This is a genomic window from Nonomuraea sp. NPDC052116 (assembly GCF_040680035.1).
Taxonomy (GTDB): domain Bacteria; phylum Actinomycetota; class Actinomycetes; order Streptosporangiales; family Streptosporangiaceae; genus Nonomuraea; species Nonomuraea angiospora_A.
In genome coordinates, this window is the sequence record NZ_JBFAWA010000026.1 from 15,392 (window position 1) to 34,445 (window position 19,054).

The following is a 19,054-nucleotide window of genomic DNA, read 5'->3' on the forward strand; positions in this document are numbered from 1 at the left end:
CTCCGATGCATCCCTCCAGAAGGGCCGTGCTCAAAGGAGCGCTGCTCGTCCCCGTGCAGGCGGGCGCCGTGCTGCCGCCGGCGCCCGCCACGGCCCAGCCGCTCGACTCCCCGTGGGACCAGGTGCCCGCGATCCTGGCCAGGATCGTGCCGCCGACCTTCCCCGACCGCACGTTCCCGATCACCGATTACGGTGCCAAGCCGGACAACTCCACCGACTGCACGGCCGCCTTCCGCTCCGCCATCGCGGCCTGCAACGCGGCGGGCGGCGGCACGGTGCTCGTGCCCGGCACCGGCAAGTTCCGCACCGGCAAGATCCACCTGCTGTCCGGCGTGCGGCTGCACGTCGAGGCGGGCGGCACGATCCGGTTCAGATCGGACGCGGGCTCGTACCTGCCGACGGTGTTCACCCGCTGGCAGGGGATCGAGTGCTTCAACTACTCGCCCTTCATCTACGCCAGGAACCAGACCGACATCGCCCTGACCGGCACCGGCACGATCGACGGGAACGCGGCGGCCGGGCCCTGGTTCGGCTTCGACGACCAGCGCGGCCCGGACTGGGACCGGTTGCAGCAGCAGGCCGTGGACGGCGTGCCGGTGGAGCAGCGGCAGTTCGGCGACGGCCACTTCCTCAAGCCGAACATGATCCAGTTCTACGGCTGCCGGAACATCCTCGTCGAGGACCTGGACATCAGGAATCCCGCGATGTGGACCATCCACCCTGTCTTATCCCGAAATATCACGGTCAGGCGGGTCAAAATCTATAGCCGGGGCGCGATGGTGGACGGCGTCGACCCCGAATCCTCCTCCGACGTGCTCATCGAGGGCTGCACGTTCGACACCGGCGACGACGGCACCGTCATCAAGTCGGGCCGCGACACCGACGGCCGCCGCGTGGGCATGCCGTCCACCGACATCGTCATCCGCGACAACACCTACTACGGCCGCTGGGGCGCGATCACGGTCGGCAGCGAGATGTCCGGCGGCGTCCGCAACGTCTTCGCCGAGAACAACCGCATCCTCGCCGGTTCCAGCTACCACTCGTTCTACGCCCTCTACCTGAAGACCAACAACCGGCGCGGCGGGACGGTGGACGGCGTGCACGTCCGCAACCTGACGGGCGGCCCGTGCGACCGGGGCGGCTTCTACATCGACATGAACTACAGCCTGACCGGCCCCGGCAACGGCCCGATCGTCAACCCGGTCATCCAGAACATCACCGTGGACGGCCTGAACATCACCGGCTCGCCGTTCGCGATCAAGCTGTCGGGCTCCGCCGCCAGCCACATCCGGAACGTCACGATCGCCAACAGCACCTTCACCCAGATCGACACCCCCGCCCCGCAGCTCTCCAACGCCGACAACGTCGTGCTGCGCGACGTCCGCATCAACGGCGTCCTGTACGGGGGCTCGCCGCCGGGCAACCGGTACGAGGCCGAGAACGCGACGATCTCGCAGGGTGTGGTCGAGTCCAACCACGCCGGCTTCTCCGGCACCGGGTTCGTCAACTACGACAACGTGGCCGGCTCGTACGTCGAGTTCGCCGTGAACGCCGCCGCGGCGGGGACGGCGACGCTCACCCTCCGCTACGCCAACGGCACCACGGCCAACCGGGCGATGGACATCGCGGTCAACGGCACGGTCGTGGCGGCGGCCAAACCTTTCAACGGCACGGGCGCCTGGACCACCTGGCAGTCCACGACGGTCTCCGCCCAGCTGGTCGCCGGCGCCAACACCGTCAGGGCGACCGCCACCACCGCGAACGGCGGCCCCAACCTCGACTACCTGGAGGTCCAATGAGCGTGACCCGTCGCCAGCTCGGGGCCCTGGTGGGGGCCGCGTTCCTCGCTCCCGCCCTGCCCGCCAGGCCGGCCTCGGCCGGCACCTTGACCGTCGCCCCCGCCTGGAAGCTCATGTGGGCGCCCGACCCGGCCGCCGTCGGGCTGGGCGCGTTCGAGACGATCGAGGACGACCGCGCCGACTCGCATCCGGCCGGGCAGCCCCACATCTACGCCGAGGGCAACGCCTTCCGCTTCAACATGCACACCGCCGACCGTGACACGTCGACGGACCGGCAGCGCCAGGAGGTCACCGGCAACCGGAACCCGGACGGCTACCTGCGCTGGCTGACGGGGGAGACCTGGCGGGTCACGTACTCGATGTACATCCCGAGCTCGCTGAAGGCGACGACGACCTTCACCCACATCAGCCAGACCAAGATGCCGGGCACCGGCACCAGCCCGATCACCGTCACGTCGCTGCGCCGCGTGAACGGCGTGCAGACCATCGAACACAAGATCTTCGAGTCCGACACCCTGGTGGGGCGCACCGAGCTCGAGCCGCTGCACGACAAGTGGATCGACGCCGAGTACGAGATCAAGATCGGCGACGGCGGCTCGGGCTCGGTGCGGTGGGTCCTGCGCAGCGGCGGCGCCACGCTCGTGGACGCCACCAGGACCGGCGACACCTTCCTCGGCGACCGGGTCCGCCCCAAGTGGGGCATCTACCGCTCGCTCGGCGACACCTCCGGCTCGCTGCAGAACTGCTACCTGCTGCTGCGCGACATGCGCGCGTACAAGCAGGTGCAGGCCACCGCCACCCGGCTGGAGGCGGAGAACGCCACGATCTCGCAGGGCGTCGTCGAGTCGAACCACGCGGGGTTCTCCGGCACCGGGTTCGTCAACACCGACAACGCCGCGGGCGCCTACGTGGAGTGGCGGCACACCGCCGCCGCGGCCGGTCCCGCCACGCTGACCGTCCGGTACGCCAACGGCACGGGCGCCGACCGCCCCGCGAACCTGGCCGTCAACGGCCGGGTGGTGGCCTCCGGCCTGTCCTTCCCCGGCACCGGCGCCTGGACCACGTGGGCGTCCCGGAGCGTGGTGGCCGACCTCGCGGCCGGGGCCAACACCATCCGCCTCACCGCCGCCACGGCGGGCGGCTGCCCGAACCTCGACTACCTGGAGGTGGTCCAGTGACGATCTCCCGGCGCGACCTGATCAGAGCGGGCGGCGTCCTCCTCGTCGGCACCGGCACCACGGGCGGGCCCGCGTACGCCGAGTCCGTCGCCCCGGGTGCGGCGGGCTCGGCCACCATGGCCACCGCCACAGCCACCGCCACCCCCACGGCAGCGTCTCCGTGGGACCGGGTGCCCGAGATCCTCGCCAGGATCGTCCCGCCGGCCTTCCCCGACCGCACGTTCACGATCACCGACTACGGCGCCAAGCCGGACAACTCCACCGACTGCACGGCCGCGTTCCGCGACGCCGTCGCCGCCTGCAACGCGGCGGGCGGCGGCCGCGTGGTGGTGCCGCCAGGAACGTTCCGCACCGGCAAGATCCACCTGCTCTCGAACGTCAACCTCCAGGTGAACGGCACCATCAGGTTCCGCACGGACCCCGGCTCCTACCTGCCGACGGTGCTCACCCGCTGGGAGGGCATCGAGTGCTACAACTACTCGCCCTTCATCTACGCCAACGGCCAGACCAACGTCGCCATCACGGGCACGGGCACGATCGACGGCAACGCGCCCGCCGGTGACTGGTCGTCGTGGGGGAGCGGCGGCGCGGACCGCGACCAGCTCCGCTCCTGGGGCGCGGACGACCACCCGGTGGCGCAGCGCCAGTTCGGCAGCGGCCACAAGCTGCGGCCCAACATGATCGGCCTCTACAACTGCACGGCGGTGCTCGTCGAAGGCGTCAACCTGCGTAACCCGGCGATGTGGACCCTGCACCCGGTCTACTGCACCAACGTCACCGTCCGGAACGTCACCTTCTACTCCACCAACTCCCAGGGTGACGGCTGCGACCCCGATTCCTGCACCGACGTGCTGATCACCGGCTGCAAGTTCGACACCAACGACGACTGCGTCCCCATCAAGTCGGGCCGCGACCGCGACGGCCGCCGGGTGAACCGCCCCTCGCAGAACATCGTGATCCAGAACTGCAAGTTCAGCGGCCGGTGGGGCGGCGTGACCATCGGCAGCGAGATGTCCGGCGGGGTCCGCGACGTGTTCGCCGAGGACTGCGAGTGCAACGCGCCCGACTTCCCCGGCCGCTACCCGGTCAAGTACGCCCTCTACGTCAAGACCAGCTTCAACCGCGGCGGCTTCGTGGACGGCGTGCACCTGCGCCGCATCACCGGCCACGACCTGGAGCGCAGCGCCCTGTACGTCACGCTCAACTACGAGACCTCGGGCGCCCTGCCGCCGGTCGTGCAGAACTTCACCGCCGACGGCCTCACTATCGACGGAGCGGCGCAGGCGTACGACCTGGACGGCCGCCCGACCGACCACATCAAGAACGTCACGATCTCCAACAGCACGTTCACCGGGATCACGACGGCCACGCCGACCGCGTCGAACGTCGACAACCTCGTGCTGTCCCGGGTGAGCGTCAACGGCAAGGACATCTCCAACACCCAGCCGCCGGCCGGGACGCGGTACGAGGCCGAGGACGCCGTGATCTTCCAGGGCGCCGCCGAGTCGAACCACGCCGGCTACTCCGGCACCGGCTTCGTCAACACCGACAACGTGGCCGGCGCCTACGTCGAGTTCGCGGTGAGCGCGGCGACGGCCGGCAGCAGGTCCCTCACGATCAGGTACGCCAACGGCACGAGCACCAACCGGCCGTTCGCGGTCACCGTCAACGGCACCGCCGCCGGATCCGCCGTGAACGCCCCCGGCACCGGCGCCTGGACCACCTGGGTGTCCACCCCCGTCACCGTGCCCCTCGCCCCGGGCACCAACGCCGTCCGGCTCACCGCCACCACCGCCGGCGGCCTGCCCAATCTCGACTATGTGGAGCTCCAGCCATGAAACCGCTCGCCCGAGCCCTGCTGGTATGCGCTCTTGCCCTGCTCGGAGCCGCCCCCTTCCCGGTGAGCCCGGCGCACGCGCTCGCCGAGTTCAACGTGCGCGACTACGGCGCCACCGGCAACGGCTCGACCAACGACGACGACGCCATCGACCGCGCCATCAACGCCGCGAGCGCGGCCCCCGGCGGCACCGTCGTCTTTCCCTCCGGCCGCTACCGGGCCCGCACCATCCACCTGAAGTCCAACGTCACGCTCAGGCTCGACTCCGGCGCGACCCTCCTGGCCGCGAGCAGCGGCATGGACGCCGCCGAGTCCAACCCCAACGACGACTACCAGGACTACGGCCACAGCCACTTCCACAACTCGCTCATGTGGGGCAGCGGCATCACCGACTTCCACATCACCGGCACGGGCACGATCGACGGCGACGGCAACCTCATCACCGGCAACCCGTCCTCCGGCCAGGCCGACAAGGCGCTGACCCTCACCGAGTGCTCGAACGTCAGCCTCGAAGGCGTCACGTTCCGGCGCGGCGGCCACTTCGCCGCCCTGATCAACGGCTGCCACGACATCACCATCGACAACCTCAAGACGATCCACACCAGCAGCGGCGTGCGCGACGGCATCAACCTGATCAACAGCTGGAACGTCACCGTCACCAACAGCCGCATCGAGGCCAGCGACGACGCGCTGGTGTTCAAGAGCGACTACGCGCTCGGCCACACCTACACCAGCCAGAACGTCCGCGTGCGCGACACCACCGTCTACTCGCACGAGAACAACGCGCTCCAGTTCGGCTCGGAGACCTGCGGGAGCTTCCGCGACTTCCGGTTCGAGAACATCACCGTGCTGGGCGCGGGCAAGGCCGGGATCGGCATCGTGTCCATGGACGGCGCGATCATCGAGGACATCCACTACGACAACGTGACGCTCACCAAGACCACGTCGCCGTTCTTCTTCAAGATCGGTGAGCGGAAGCGCTGCCCCGGCTCACCCCCCGCCGGACGGATCCGAAATATCACCATCTCCAACGTGACCGGGACCAACCTGACCGCGCCCGTCGTCACCAGCACCGTGGGCGCCTCCGACTACACCAGCACGCTGACCGGCACGCCGTCCGTTGACCTCGGCCCCGGCATCACGTTCCAGAACGTCGACCTCACCGTCCCCGGCGGCCACCCCGCCTCGGAGGCCACCCGGGTGCCCGGCGAGTTCCTCACCACCTACCCGCCCCGCGACTACGGCGCGCGCCCCTCGTACGGCTACTGGATCAGGCACGCCACCGGCATCACGCTCAACGGCGAGACCCGGTTCGACGACAACGACAACCGGCCCTACGCGATCGCCGACGACGCCTCCGACGTGCAGGTGAACGGCGTCGTCGCGCAGCGCGGCAGCGGCAGCGCCTACGACGTCGGGTTCAGCGGCGTCAGTGGCTACGCCGTGCGCGACAGCGCCGACACCTCCGGCGGCGCGCTGCGCGTGCGCGCCACCAACTCCACGCCCGTCCCCGGCACCCCCGACAGCCTGTACGCCGAGGCGGAGGCGGGCACGGTCACCGCCCCCATGCAGACGGCCGCCGACCAGGCCGCGTCCGGCGGCTCGTACGTGACCGTCGCCGCCGGCAACAACAGCAAGTCCAGCGCGCCCTCCACCGGCTGGACGACGATCCCGTTCACGGTCGAGCACGACAGCACGTTCGCCGTCTGGGCCCGCGTGATCGCCGCCAACGACGGCGACGACTCGTTCTGGGTGCGCTCGGGCACCGGCTCGTGGACGAACTGGAACACCGTCCCGATCGGTACCTCCTGGCACTGGGCCAAGCTGCCCGTCACGTACGACCTGGCGGCCGGAGCGCGCACGATCACCTTCGCCTACCGCGAGGACGGCGCCCGCCTCGACCGGGTCGCCATCTCCAGCGACCCCGCGTTCACTCCCGGATCCTAGGAGAGCACCATGAGACGCACGGCGACGCTCGCCGTCTTCGCGCTCCTGCTCGGCCTGCTCACCGCCCTCCCGGCGCGGGCCGACCTGCAACACCCGCGCCAGGCGTTCCTGCGCAACTCGATCGCCGGCCTCTTCCTGCACTGGGGCGAGCGGACCTCGCCGCAGCACACCAGCTGCAGCGCGTGGGAGGCCGACGTCACCAACGGCGGCTGGAGCGCCTCCTACTGGGTGAACGAGGCCAAGAAGCTGCACGCCCAGTACATCGTGCTGGCCACCTTCCACAGCCGGCTCGGCTACGCCCGGCCGTACCCGTCGGCGATCCCGGGCACCTGCCGCACCACGCGGGACTTCCTCGGCGAGCTGATCGACGCCGCCGACGCGCAGGGCCTGAAGGTCATCCACTACATGACCGACGACCCGCAGTGGCACAACGAGGGCCTGTCGTCCGGGTCGTGGCTCAACTCCTCGGCCTTCTCCAGCTACGTCGGCCACGACGTGGACCTGACCACCCGCGACGGGTTCGGCGAGTTCAGCTACCTGCAGTTCTTCGAGCAGATGCAGCGCTATCCCAAGCTCGCCGGGTTCTGGATCGACAACGACAACGCCTACTGGGAGCGCAACGACCTCTACGCCAAGATCTACCAGCAGCGCCCCGACATGACGATCTCGAACAACAACGAAGACACGCCGATCATGGACATGATCAGCAACGAGCAGAAGACCGGCATGACGCCGTCGTACGACTACCCGCAGGCGGTCTACACGGCACTGCCGCGGCTGATCGAGGCCGACTTCAAGCTGCCCACCGGCGGCCCCTGGTGGTACGGCGGCTCCGACCAGGCCGTGGACCGCAAGCTCACGCTCGGCCGGCTCATCACGAACGCGGGATCGTCGATCAAGGCGCTGATGGCCGAGACCGCCATGGTCAACGGCAAGTTCCCCGCCCAGCAGGTCAGCTTCAACAACTTCGCGAACACGTACCTGGAGGAGATCTGGGAGTCGCTCGGCGGCACGGAAGGAGGCGGCTACATGTTCGGCGGGCTCAAGCCGGGCTTCTGGAACAACGGCGCGCACGGCGTGACCACCGTCGCCAAGGACGACCCCAACCGGCACTACATCCACGTGATCACGCCGCCGTCCGGCAGCACGCTGTCGCTGCGTGACAACGGCTACCGGGTCGGCTCGGTGACGAACCTGCGCACGGGCGCGCCGGTCGCGTTCACGCAGTCGGGCGGCACGCTGACGCTCAGCGGGATCTCCGCCTGGGACCAGTACGACACCGTCTTCAAGGTCGTCACCAGCGGCCGTCAGGGCATCTACACCGGCGTCACGCTGTCGGCGAGCTCGTCCACCAGCGGCCACGGCGCGGCGGCGGCGGGCGACGGGAACTACCTGACCTACTGGGACAGCGACGCCGCCGAGCCCGCGCGGCTCACCTTCGACCTGGGGTCCGCCAAGCCCGTCCAGTACCTGGCGTTCAACCAGCGGGAGGACTCCACCGTCTACCCGTCGTCCGGGTCGGCGCGGATCTCCGGCTACCAGGTGCACGTCAGCAACGACGGCTCGACCTGGGGGAGCGCGGTCAAGACCGGGACCGTGCCGAACGCCCGCGGCGTCCAGTTCATCGACCTGAGCGGGGTCACCGCCCGCTACGTCCGGCTCTCCAAGACCGGGCACCACGGCGTCGCCCGCTGGCGGGTGGACGAGGCGTGGGTCGGCGGCCAGTACGCGGGCGGCGGCGGCTCCACCGGCACCCGCTATGAGGCCGAGAACGCGACGATCTCGCAGGGCGTCGTCGAGTCCAACCACGCGGGCTACTCCGGCACCGGCTTCGTCAACGGTGACAACGTCACCGGCTCCTCCACCGAGTGGACGATCAACGCGCCCGCGGCCGGAACCGCAACGATCGCGCTGCGCTACGCCAACGGGACGACGACCAGCCGCCCGGCGGCCGTCACCGTGAACGGCGGCGCCGCCCAGAACCGCGACTACCCCGGCACCGGCGCCTGGACCACCTGGGCGACCGACACGTTCACTGTCCCGCTCAACGCCGGAGCCAACACGCTGCGGGTCACCGCGACGACCGACGGCGGCAACCCGAACCTCGACTGCATCGACGTCACGACGGGAGGCGCCTCATGAGGGCGTTACTCGCGGCACTGGCGCTGGCCGCCACGTGCCTGACCCTGCCCGCGGCCCCGGCCGCCGCCTCGGACAACGGGCTGTCGATCAGGCCCGCGATGGGCTGGAGCAGCTGGAGCTTCGTCCGCCGCTGGCCCGACGAGACCAAGATGAAGGCCCAGGCGGACGCGCTGGTCAGCAGCGGGCTGGCCGACAAGGGCTACGTCTACGTCAACCTCGACGACTTCTACCAGAAGTGCGACTCCAACGGCTTCGTCGTCGACGACTACGGCCGCTGGGCGGTCGACACCGCCAAGTTCCCGTCCGGGATCAAGGCGCTGGCCGACTACGTGCACGCCAAGGGGCTGAAGTTCGGCTTCTACGTCACCCCCGGCATCGCGAAGAACGCCGTCACGGCCAACAAGCCGATCGAGGGCACGTCGTACCACGCGCAGGACATCGCGGACACCTCGCAGACCCACAAGAACTACAACTGCAAGAACATGTACCGGCTCAAGTACTCCCACCCCGGCGCGCAGGCGTTCATCAACTCGTGGGCCGATCAGATGGCCTCGTGGGGCGTGGACTACCTCAAGATCGACGGCGCGGACGCGTCCACGGTCGCGGACGTGGAGGCGTGGGACAAGGCGCTGCGCCAGACCGGCCGGCCGATCAACTTCGCGCTCTCCAACAACCTGCCGATCGCCCAGGCCACCACCTGGAAGCGGCTGGCCAACAGTTGGCGCACCCAGGGCGACGTCGAGTGCTACTGCGGCTCCGGCCCGAACGGCAGCGGCTACCCGCTCACCGACTGGTCCCACGTCGTCAGCCGGTTCAACTCGGCCGCCTCCTGGCAGCAGTACGCCGGTCCGGGCGGCTGGAACGACTACGACTCGCTGCAGATCGGCAACGGCGACCAGGTCGGGCTCACCGCCGACCAGCGCCGTTCGCACATGACGCACTGGGCGATGGCCGCCAGCCCGCTGCTGCTCGGCACCGACCTGACCGCGCTCACCTCCGTCGACCTGGCGATGCTGAAGAACGACCGGCTCATCGCGGTCAACCAGGACGGCGTGGCCGCCCAGCGCGTCGTCAACAGCGGCGTCAACCAGGTGTGGCGCAAGCGGGAGGCCAACGGCGACTACATCGTCGCGCTCTACAACACCGGCACGTCGGGCAACTCCACCGTGAGCGTCACCTGGGCGCAGGCCGGCTTCACCGGCCCGGCCGCCGTCACGAACCTGTGGTCGGGCGCCTCCGAGGGCACCGTCGCCTCCTCCTACAGCGCCACCCTGCGCCCCGGGGAGACCCGCCTCATCCGCGCCCGGCCGGCCGCCGCCGCGACCCGTTACGAGGCCGAGAACGCGACGATCTCCCAGGGTGCCGCCGAGTCGAACCACTCCGGCTTCTCCGGCACCGGGTTCGTCAACGCCGACAACGTGACCGGCTCGTACGTGGAGTTCACCGTGAACGCCGCCGAGGCCGGCTCGCGCAGCGTCACCATCCGGTACGCCAACGGCACCTCGGTGAACCGGCCGATGGCCGTCGCGGTCAACGGCGCCGCCGTTCAGACGCGCGACTTCCCCGGCACGGGCGACTGGGACACCTGGGCGGACGCCACGGTCACGGTGTCGCTGAACGCCGGGGCCAACACCGTCCGCCTGACGGGCACCACCGCCAACGGCGGCCCCAACGTCGACTATCTCGACCTCTCCTGATTGGAAGGTACGCCTGTGCACCCCCCACGCTTACGCCGCCTCGTCATTTTGGCCGTCTCCTGCCTGGCCCTGACCGGCCTGGTCGCCTTACCCGCCCGCGCCGCGACGGTGCGGTACGAGGCCGAGAACGCCACCAACGTCCAGGGCGTCGTCGAGTCCAACCACGCCGGGTTCTCCGGCACCGGCTTCGTCAACAGCGACAACGCCACGGGCCCGTACACCGAGTGGACGGTGAACGCGCCCGCGGCCGGCACCGCCACGCTCGCCATCCGCTACGCCAACGGCACCACCACGACCCGCACCACCGACGTCTCGGTCAACGGCACGGTCGTCTCGGCCGGGCGCACGTTCGGCCCGACCGGGGCCTGGACCACGTGGGCCACCTCCACCCTGACCGCCACGCTCGCCGCGGGCGACAACAAGATCCGCGTCACCTCGACGGCCTCGGGCGGCAACCCCAACCTCGACTACCTCGAGGTCACCATGGCCGACGCGCCCGCGACCGAGTACCAGGCCGAGGCCGCCACGCTGTCGGAAGCCTCGGTGGCGACCAACCACACCGGCTACACCGGCTCGGGCTTCGTCGACTACGTCAACGCCGTGGGCGGCTACATCGAGTGGTCCGTCAACGTGGCCGAGGCCGGCACGCACACCCTCACGCTGAGGTACGCCAACGGCACGACCGTCAACCGGCCGATGACCGTCGCGGTGAACGGCACCGCCGTTCAGACGCGCGACTTCCCCGGCACCGGCAGCTGGGACACCTGGGCGGACGCCGCGCTGACGGTGTCGCTGAACGCCGGGGTCAACACCGTCCGCGCGACCGGCACCACCGCCAACGGCGGCCCCAACGTGGACCGGCTCTCGGTCAGCGGCTCCGGCGGGCCCGACGGGCAGGCGCCGACCGTGCCCGCGGACGTCCGCGTCACCGGCACCTCGGCCGCCAGCATCACGCTGGCCTGGACGGACTCCGCCGACAACGTGGCCGTCACCGGCTACCGCGTCTACGAGGGGACGACCGTGGTCACGACCACGCCGACGGCCGGCGCCACGATCGGCGGGCTCACCGCCGGGTCCACGCACACGTACACGGTCACCGCCATCGACGCGGCGGGCAACGAGTCCGGGCACAGCGCCGCGGCCACCGGCACGACCGGCAGCGGCGGGACCGGGCCGACGGCCGACCAGCTCCTCGCGAAGGTGACCGCGTGCAGCCAGATCTCCAACGGCAAGTACAAGACGGACTCCGACGTGAGCTCGGCGACGGTCGCGGTGTGCGAGAAGACCGGGGCGGTGTTCTGGAAGGGCGACATGGACATCGACTGCGACGGGGTGCGCACGACGCAGTGCAACGAGAACACCGACTGCTGCTTCCAGCCCGACACGTTCTGCCACACCAGCGGGGACTCGCCGCTCAACGCGGCGCAGCTCGCGTACATGGTGGTGCCGAGCACCAGCTCCATCTGGGACTACCGGACGAAGGGCATCGGCTGCGGGACCGTGGTGGCGATCGTCTACAACGGGCAGGTGGAGTACGCCGTGATGGGTGACACGGGGCCGAGCGGGATCATCGGCGAGGCGTCCTACCGGACGGCGGCCGACCTCGGCATCAACCCCGACCCGAGCAACGGCGGCACGGACACCGGCGTCACGTACATCGTCTTCACCGGCTCCGGCACCAAGGTCCAGACCATCGAGAACCACACCCAGGCGGTCAACTTGGGCCGCACGCTGGCCCAACGCTTCCTCGACCAGAACTGACGCGCGCCGCCGCACTCCTGCGGCGCCGCACACCCCCATCCTTTACGGCTGCGCACGCTGGGCCGCACGCCGATCTTCAGGCCCATCCTTTACGGCTGCGCACGCTGGGCCGCACGCGCCGACGCCAGTGACCGTCCGTCATGGCCGGTAGTGAAGGCTCACGGGTCGCTCGCCGTGACGACGCGCATTCTGGGCCGGCTCCGTGGTTTCTCCCGACCGCGGAGCCGGTCCGGCTGTCAGGTGCCGAGGATGCCGGCGGCCCTCTCGCGCATCTCCACCTTGCGGATCTTGCCGGTGACCGTCATGGGGAACGCGTCCACCACGTGCACGTACCGGGGGATCTTGTAGTGGGCCAGGCGGCCCGCGCAGAACTCCCTGACCCGCTCGGCCGTCAGCGGCTCGACGCCCGGCCGCATGACGATCCAGGCCATCAGCTCCTCCCCGTACTTCTCGTCGGGCACCCCGATCACCTGCACGTCGGCGACGTCCGGGTGGCCGTAGAGGAACTCCTCGATCTCGCGCGGGTAGATGTTCTCGCCGCCGCGGATCACCATGTCCTTGATGCGGCCCACGATGCTGACGTAGCCGTCGGCGTCCATGGTGGCCAGGTCGCCGGTGTGCATCCAGCGGGCGGCGTCGATGGCCTCGGCCGTGGCGTCGGGCTGGGCCCAGTAGCCGAGCATGACCGAGTAGCCGCGGGTGCACAGCTCGCCCGGCACGCCGCGGGGGAGCGCCAGCCGGGTCTCCGGGTCGACGACCTTGACCTCGATGTGCGGCATGACCCGGCCGACGGTCTCGGTGCGGCGGGCCAGGCCGTCGTCGCGGCGGGTCATCGTGGACACGGGTGAGGTCTCGGTCATGCCGTAGCAGATGGCGACCTCGGTCATGTTCATCTCGCTGACGACGCGTTTCATGACCTCGACGGGGCACGGGGATCCGGCCATGATGCCCGTTCTGAGCGTCGAAAGATCGAAATTTCCGGACCCGGTCAGCAAGGCCAGCTCGGCGATGAACATCGTCGGCACCCCGTACAGGGACGTGCACCCCTCGGCCTGCACGGCGCTCAGCGTCGCCTCCGGGTCGAACCCCGGCGAGGGCAGCACAATGCACGAGCCGTGCGAGGTCGCGCCGAGGTTGCCCATGACCATCCCGAAGCAGTGGTAGAGCGGCACCGGCAGGCACACCCGGTCGGCCTCGGTGTAGCCGAGCAGCTCGCCGACGAAGTAACCGTTGTTGAGGATGTTGTGGTGGGACAGCGTGGCGCCCTTGGGGAAGCCGGTCGTGCCCGAGGTGTACTGGATGTTGATCGGGTCGTCGAACGTCAGCCGCGCCGCCCGCTCCGCCAGCAGGGCCGGGTCGGCGCGCCTGCCGCTCTCGACCAGCTCGTCCCAGCCGGGCCCGCCGATGAACACCGCCTCCCCGAACCCGATCTCGTCGATCATCGCCCGGTAGTCGCTGCTCTTGTGCGTGACCGCGCTGACGAGCAGCCGCATGCTCGACTGCTTGACGACGTAGGCCAGCTCGTGGGCCCGGTACGCGGGATTGACGTTCACCAGGATCGCGCCGATCTTGGCGGTGGCGTACTGGACGAGCACCCATTCGGCGCAGTTGGGCGCCCAGATGCCGACCCGGTCGCCCTTGCCGATGCCGCGGGCCAGCAGGCCGAGCGCCACCTCGTTCACGGCGGCGTCGAGCTGCGCATACGTCCAGCGGCGCCCGGCCGCCACGTCCACCAGCGCCTCGCGCTCGCCGAACCGCGCCACGGCGCGCTCGAAGTTCTCGCCGATCGTCTCGCCCAGCAGGGGGACCCCGGACACGCCCGAGGCGTACGAGAGCAGTGCGTCAGCCATGAACGGAGAATTCCCCCGCCCACCGCCCCGCACCACCCCCTTTCGGGGGTGGCTCTCCGCCATGGGCCTCGTCCATGCTGGACCCATGGCCGCACCGTACGCGCCCATCGATCGTGAGGCGTTCCAGACCGCCGTCGGCCGGCTGCGCCGGGCGACGGGCCTGCCGGTCGTGTTCGGCGGCGTGGTGGGGTCCCGCTCGCTCGGCGTGACGCTGACGGAGTTCAGCGGAACCCTGACCGGCGCGCTGCGCGGCCTGGTCGTCGGCGCGGGCAACGGGCTCGGCGGCCGGGTGATCACCACCGCGCGCCCCGGCACCGTCGACGACTACGCCGCCGACCCGCGCATCAGCCACGAGTACGACAAACCGGTGATCGCCGAGGGGCTGCGGGCCATCGCGGCGGTGCCGGTCACGGTGGACGGCGGCGTGTCCGGCGTCCTGTACGGCGGGATCCGCGAGCCCCTGTCGATCAGCGACCGCGTGGTGGACGCCATGACCCAGGTCGCCGCGCGGGTGGGCTTCGAGCTGGCCGTCAGGCGGGAGGTGGAGCGGCGGCTGGCCGAGATGGAGACCGCGGCGATCACCCGGGCCGCCCGCGAGTCGCCGTCCGTCGGCGAGTGGGAGGCGGTCCGCCAGGCGCACGCCCAGCTCAGGGCCATCACCCAGGACGTCGCCGATGCCGGGCTCCGGGCCCGGCTCCAGGACGTGTGCGACCGGCTGGCCCACCCGGACGGCCGGACCCCGGCGCGGCCGAGCCCGCTGTCGCCGCGCGAGCTCGACGTCCTCGCCCTGGTCGCCGTGGGCTGCGGCAACGCGGAGACCGGGGAGAGGCTCGGGATCCGGGCCGAGACGGTCAAGAGCTACCTGCGCAACGCGATGCGCAAGCTGGGGACGCACACCCGCATGGAGACGGTGATCGCCGCCCGCCACCGCGGCTTCCTGCCCTGACCGGCGCTCAGTTGCCCTGCGGGTGCGTGCTCCAGTACTCGTCGGCGGCGGCCTGGATGTCCGTCAGGACCTTCTGGTAGGTGTCCGGCTTGACGACGAAGGCGCCGAAGCCGTCCAGCGCGGCGGTGAGCACCGGGGGCGGGGTGGCCTCGAAGTAGCGGTTCACCAGGCGGTAGTCACCGCTGCCCGCGGCCTTGCTGACCTCGGCGATGGCCTGGTCGGCGATGGCGACCTTGGGGTTGGCCGACACGTCGCCCCTGGCCGTGGCCCACTTCTCCTGGGCGGACGAGCTCACCCACCACTTGAGGTATTTGGTGCTCGCGTCGGGGTCGGGCGCCTTGGCCAGCGAGCAGAGCGGGCCGCTCTCGAAGATCATCGAGGTCTTGGGCAGCGCGGGGTTGACGTTCGGGATGACGAAGAAGCCGTAGTCGGCGCCCGCCTTCATGTCGCGCTGCGTCATGCTCGTGTTGAACCACGTGCCGAACGACACCATCGCGGCCTTGCCGGTCTTGAGCACGTCGCCCGGGTCGGTCTTGTCGCCGGGGTTGTTGAAGTAGCCGGCGTCGATCATCGACTTCCACCGCTTCATCACGTCGACCACGCCGGGGTCGGTGTACTTCGCCTGACCTGCCGAGAGGCGGTCGTAGAGGTCGGGGTCGGTGCCGGCCAGGAGCTGCTCGAACCAGACGAAGGAGAACAGCACGCTGGTGTGGTAGAAGGCCTTGACGCCGTTCTTCTTCAGCGTCTCGGCGACCTTGACCAGCTCGTCCCACGTCGCCGGCGGCTTGAGCTGGTACTTGTCGAAGACGCTCTTGTTGTAGAACATGCCCCAGTACGCCGCGTTCAGCGGCACGCAGTACTGCTTGCCGCTCACCGTGTAGTACTTGGCCAGGTCGGCGGACAGGTCGCCGTTCTTGATCGCCTCCTGCCAGATGGCGGTCGTGTCGGAGACCTGCTTCTGCGCGACGATCTCGGCCAGCCGCCCGCCCGTCGTCCAGGTGAACAGGTCGGGCTTCACGTCCGTGCGGAACGACGCCTTGATGAACGCCTGGTACGTCGGCTCGTCGGTGTAGCCGACCGGCTTCATGGACAGGCCGATCTGCTGCTTGGACAGGCTGCCCATCTCGTCGAAGTATTTGCTCCAGGCGCCCTTGTCGTTGTAGAGCTTCAGCTCCGTCTTGCCGGCGGCCTGCTTGGGCGCGGACCCGCCGGAGGAGCAGGCGGTGATAGCGAGGCAGATGACGGCGGCTACACCAAGTGACCGGATCATGCCCGGCCTCCTCTTCGATCTTGGGGGGATTAAGTCATCTAATCACTTGATATCTTGGCTGTCCAGAGGGACGACGGCTCGCCGCGTAACCTCCCGGTAACATCGCGGGGCCATGCCGTACCGCTCCTGGAAGAGCCGGCCGAAATACGACTGGCCGGAGAAGCCGCAGCGCTGGGCGATCCGGCCGATGCCCTCCGTCGTCGTGGTCAGCAGCAGGGCGGCGTGTTCCAGCCGCCGCCCGACCACGAACCCGATCGGCGTGCACCCGTAGTGCCTGCGCATCGAGCGGGCCAGATGCCCCGGGCTGACGGCGGCGAGGGACTGCAGCCGGGGCAGGCCCTCGCGCAGGTTCTCCTCGCGCCGCATCGCGACGCAGGCCGAGACCAGCCAGCCGGGCCGCCGGTCCACGGCCGTCCCGTCGGCGCCCTCCAGCAGCGGGACGACCGCGGTCAGCAGTCCGACCAGGTCGAGCACGCGGGGCACGCCGGAGTAGGCGGCCAGCAGGCGGCCGAACTCCGCCGCCACCGGCCCGTCCAGGTCGGCGCGGGCCGACAGCGGAAGGTCCCGGCGGTCCCAGTCCGCCGGTCCCGCCAGCCCCGCCAGGTCGGCGAAGGCCCGCCAGCGCTCGCTCGGGAAGGCGATGTTGACGAAGCGCATGCCGTCGGCCGAGGCGAACTCGTGCCGGTCGTGCGGCCGTACCAGCACCACGCCCCCGGCGCGCAGCGGCTGCTCCACCTCGCCGACCCGCTGCACCCCCGCCCCCGCGGTCACGAAGACCAGCTCGTGGAAGTCGGCGTGGGAGTGCGGCTCCGGGCGGTCCCTGCGGCCACCCTTCACCGGCACCAGGGCCGCGTGGTACGGCAGGCCGGCCGCGAACTCGACCCAGCGCAGGACGGTCGGCATGTCAGGAAATTAATACTTGTGGAGCGGTGATTACTAGTAACCCGTCCCGCGAAGACCGAAGAATCCGAGTGACGCCCCACCCTCACAAGGAGCGCATGGTGAGAGTCGACCGGACCCTTCAGGACTACGACCGCGACGGCTACACGATCTTCCGTGACGTCCTCGACCGCGACCTGATCGCCGAGGCGAGCGAGCACGTCGCCTGGCTCCAGGCCAGGCACCCCGACCTGAACGGCGAGGACCTGGGCACCGAGCTGGTCGTCCGCGACCCCTTCTGGGTGCGGCTGGTCGGCGACGACCGGCTGCTGGACATCGCCGAGCTCTTCGTCGGCTCCGACATCGCGCTGTTCGCCTCGCACTACATCAGCAAGCCGCCCTTCTCCGGCAAGCCGGTCCTGTGGCACCAGGACGGCGCGTACTGGCCGCTGGAGCCGATGCGCGTGGTCACGCTCTGGCTGGCCGTGGACGAGGCCACGACGGAGAACGGCTGCCTGCGCGTGATCCCCGGCTCGCACCGGCAGGACCTGCACGAGCTGCGGCAGCGCGACGACATCGACAACGTGCTCGGCTCGGAGAGCGCGGTGACGGTGGACGAGTCACAGGCCGTGGACCTCGTCCTGGCGGCCGGCGACGTGGAGGTCCACCACCCCAACATCCTGCACGCCTCCAACGCCAACACCTCGCCGCGCCGCCGCTGCGGCCTGACCATCCGCTACATCCCGACCTCGACCCGGATCACCAGCGAGGAGCAGCCGTTCGTCTCGGCCCTGCTGTTCCGCGGGGACCCGGGCGTGAACGTCTACCAGCCGTTCCCCGCGTACGTGGAGGGCGAGCACATGCCCTTCGCCGCACCGCGTAGACATATCCAGTGACATGTGGGCAAACTAACGGCTGTTACATTCTTTGCGCAACGGAAGGATGTGGGGCCGATGACTGCGGCTGCATGGGGCCTGGGCGCGGCGGTGCTGCTGGCCTCGATCGTGGAGATGGTCGAAGCGCTCACGATCGTCATGGCGATGGGCATGACGCGGAGCTGGCGATCGACGCTCATGGGCGTGGCGGCGGCCCTCGTGGCCCTGGCCGCCTTCACCGGAGCCGCCGGCTACGCCCTGGCGACCTGGCTGCCGGAGGCGGCGCTGCAGCTCGCGATCGGCTCCCTGCTGCTGATCTTCGGCCTGCAGTGGCTGCGCAAGGCGATCCTGAGGTCGTCGGGGCGCAAGGCCATGCACGACGAGGACCAGATCTTCGCCGAGGAGGTGGCCGCCGCCAAGGGCGCGGGCGAGGTCAACGCCAAGGGCCTCGACTGGTTCTCGTTCATGATCAGCTTCAAGGGGGTCTTCCTCGAAGGCGTCGAGGTGGTCTTCATCGTGATCACCTTCGGCCTGAGCGCCGGCAACCTGCCGGTGGCGATCGCGGCGGCCGTGGTCGGCGTGCTCCTCGTGCTCGTCGTGGGCGTCGCCGTCAGGGGGCCGCTGTCGAAGGTACCGGAGAACACCCTCAAGTACGGCGTCGGCCTGCTGCTGGCCGGCTTCGGCACGTACTGGTCGGTCGAGGGGCTCGGCATCTTCACCGCCGGCCGCGAGAGCCTGGAGTGGCCGGGCGCCGACCTGGCGATCCTGGTGCTCATCGCCGCCTGGTACGGGCTGTCGCGCCTGATGGTGCGCGCGCTCAGGCGTCCGTCCATGGCGCGGCCTGGGGCCGTGCCGACTACTTCCGGGAGCTAG

At 70.1% G+C, this 19,054-nt stretch carries 13 protein-coding genes; 10 read left to right on the forward strand and 3 right to left on the reverse strand.

Translation table 11 applies throughout. The features are described 5' to 3' along the window. The first annotated feature begins 5 nt into the window (after positions 1-5). From AB0L65_RS40175 to AB0L65_RS40205, 7 genes are read left to right on the forward strand one after another with little or no spacing between them, the layout of a single operon-like run. Positions 6-1,799: a glycosyl hydrolase family 28 protein gene (locus AB0L65_RS40175; protein ID WP_364256914.1), complete on the forward strand. Its 1,794-nt coding sequence runs from the start codon at positions 6-8 to the stop codon at positions 1,797-1,799. After that, positions 1,796-2,977 carry a CBM35 domain-containing protein gene (locus AB0L65_RS40180; RefSeq protein ID WP_364256917.1) on the forward strand — a complete coding sequence of 394 codons (1,182 nt, stop codon included), beginning with the start codon at positions 1,796-1,798 and terminating at the stop codon, positions 2,975-2,977. Before AB0L65_RS40175 ends, AB0L65_RS40180 begins: the two co-directional genes overlap by 4 nt. Beyond that, complete coding sequence (locus AB0L65_RS40185) at positions 2,974-4,815, forward strand: glycosyl hydrolase family 28 protein (RefSeq protein ID WP_364256920.1); 1,842 nt, start codon at positions 2,974-2,976, stop codon at positions 4,813-4,815. Before AB0L65_RS40180 ends, AB0L65_RS40185 begins: the two co-directional genes overlap by 4 nt. After that, a complete protein-coding gene (locus AB0L65_RS40190) occupies positions 4,812-6,761 on the forward strand; it encodes a glycosyl hydrolase family 28 protein (protein ID WP_364256923.1) in 1,950 nt (649 codons plus the stop codon). Before AB0L65_RS40185 ends, AB0L65_RS40190 begins: the two co-directional genes overlap by 4 nt. Positions 6,762-6,770: 9 nt before the next feature. Further along, positions 6,771-8,903 (forward strand): discoidin domain-containing protein, encoded by a 2,133-nt coding sequence (locus AB0L65_RS40195; protein WP_364256926.1) that lies wholly within the window; start codon positions 6,771-6,773, stop codon positions 8,901-8,903. After that, complete coding sequence (locus AB0L65_RS40200; RefSeq protein WP_364256929.1) at positions 8,900-10,600, forward strand: CBM35 domain-containing protein; 1,701 nt, start codon at positions 8,900-8,902, stop codon at positions 10,598-10,600. The genes AB0L65_RS40195 and AB0L65_RS40200 overlap by 4 nt, the downstream gene beginning before the upstream one ends. A gap of 15 nt (positions 10,601-10,615) precedes the next feature. Next, positions 10,616-12,361 (forward strand): CBM35 domain-containing protein, encoded by a 1,746-nt coding sequence (locus AB0L65_RS40205; protein ID WP_364256932.1) that lies wholly within the window; start codon positions 10,616-10,618, stop codon positions 12,359-12,361. 236 nt (positions 12,362-12,597) lie between these two features. Here AB0L65_RS40205 and AB0L65_RS40210 read toward each other — a convergent pair whose 3' ends face one another. Continuing rightward, positions 12,598-14,211 (reverse strand): AMP-binding protein, encoded by a 1,614-nt coding sequence (locus AB0L65_RS40210; protein WP_364256935.1) that lies wholly within the window; start codon positions 14,209-14,211, stop codon positions 12,598-12,600. A gap of 85 nt (positions 14,212-14,296) precedes the next feature. Between AB0L65_RS40210 and AB0L65_RS40215 the strand changes: the two genes are divergently transcribed. Continuing rightward, positions 14,297-15,157 (forward strand): LuxR C-terminal-related transcriptional regulator, encoded by an 861-nt coding sequence (locus tag AB0L65_RS40215; RefSeq protein WP_364256938.1) that lies wholly within the window; start codon positions 14,297-14,299, stop codon positions 15,155-15,157. Between the two features lie 7 nt (positions 15,158-15,164). On the opposite strand, the gene AB0L65_RS40220 is transcribed toward AB0L65_RS40215, so the two are convergent. Together AB0L65_RS40220 and AB0L65_RS40225 are read right to left on the reverse strand one after the other, a co-directional pair. Then, positions 15,165-16,427 (reverse strand): ABC transporter substrate-binding protein, encoded by a 1,263-nt coding sequence (locus tag AB0L65_RS40220; RefSeq protein WP_364256941.1) that lies wholly within the window; start codon positions 16,425-16,427, stop codon positions 15,165-15,167. A 42-nt stretch (positions 16,428-16,469) separates the two neighbouring features. Further along, positions 16,470-17,330 (reverse strand): AraC family transcriptional regulator, encoded by an 861-nt coding sequence (locus tag AB0L65_RS40225; RefSeq protein ID WP_364256944.1) that lies wholly within the window; start codon positions 17,328-17,330, stop codon positions 16,470-16,472. Positions 17,331-17,425: 95 nt separating this feature from the next. Between AB0L65_RS40225 and AB0L65_RS40230 the strand changes: the two genes are divergently transcribed. Together AB0L65_RS40230 and AB0L65_RS40235 are read left to right on the forward strand one after the other, a co-directional pair. Further along, on the forward strand, positions 17,426-18,202 hold the full coding sequence (locus AB0L65_RS40230; RefSeq protein WP_364256947.1) for a phytanoyl-CoA dioxygenase family protein: 777 nt from the start codon (positions 17,426-17,428) through the stop codon (positions 18,200-18,202). A gap of 57 nt (positions 18,203-18,259) precedes the next feature. Then, positions 18,260-19,054, forward strand: a complete 795-nt coding sequence (locus AB0L65_RS40235) for a hypothetical protein (RefSeq protein WP_364256950.1) — start codon at positions 18,260-18,262, stop codon at positions 19,052-19,054.

Bases quoted from the DNA above. Each gene is read 5' to 3' on its own strand.
- AB0L65_RS40175 (WP_364256914.1), top strand. From the start codon at position 6: ATGCATCCCTCCAGAAGGGCCGTGCTCAAAGGAGCGCTGCTCGTCCCC.
- AB0L65_RS40180 (WP_364256917.1), top strand. From the start codon at position 1,796: ATGAGCGTGACCCGTCGCCAGCTCGGGGCCCTGGTGGGGGCCGCGTTC.
- AB0L65_RS40190 (WP_364256923.1), top strand. From the start codon at position 4,812: ATGAAACCGCTCGCCCGAGCCCTGCTGGTATGCGCTCTTGCCCTGCTC.
- AB0L65_RS40195 (WP_364256926.1), top strand. From the start codon at position 6,771: ATGAGACGCACGGCGACGCTCGCCGTCTTCGCGCTCCTGCTCGGCCTG.
- AB0L65_RS40200 (WP_364256929.1), top strand. From the start codon at position 8,900: ATGAGGGCGTTACTCGCGGCACTGGCGCTGGCCGCCACGTGCCTGACC.
- AB0L65_RS40210 (WP_364256935.1), bottom strand. From the start codon at position 14,211: ATGGCTGACGCACTGCTCTCGTACGCCTCGGGCGTGTCCGGGGTCCCC.
- AB0L65_RS40215 (WP_364256938.1), top strand. From the start codon at position 14,297: ATGGCCGCACCGTACGCGCCCATCGATCGTGAGGCGTTCCAGACCGCC.
- AB0L65_RS40220 (WP_364256941.1), bottom strand. From the start codon at position 16,427: ATGATCCGGTCACTTGGTGTAGCCGCCGTCATCTGCCTCGCTATCACC.
- AB0L65_RS40225 (WP_364256944.1), bottom strand. From the start codon at position 17,330: ATGCCGACCGTCCTGCGCTGGGTCGAGTTCGCGGCCGGCCTGCCGTAC.
- AB0L65_RS40230 (WP_364256947.1), top strand. From the start codon at position 17,426: ATGGTGAGAGTCGACCGGACCCTTCAGGACTACGACCGCGACGGCTAC.
- AB0L65_RS40235 (WP_364256950.1), top strand. From the start codon at position 18,260: ATGACTGCGGCTGCATGGGGCCTGGGCGCGGCGGTGCTGCTGGCCTCG.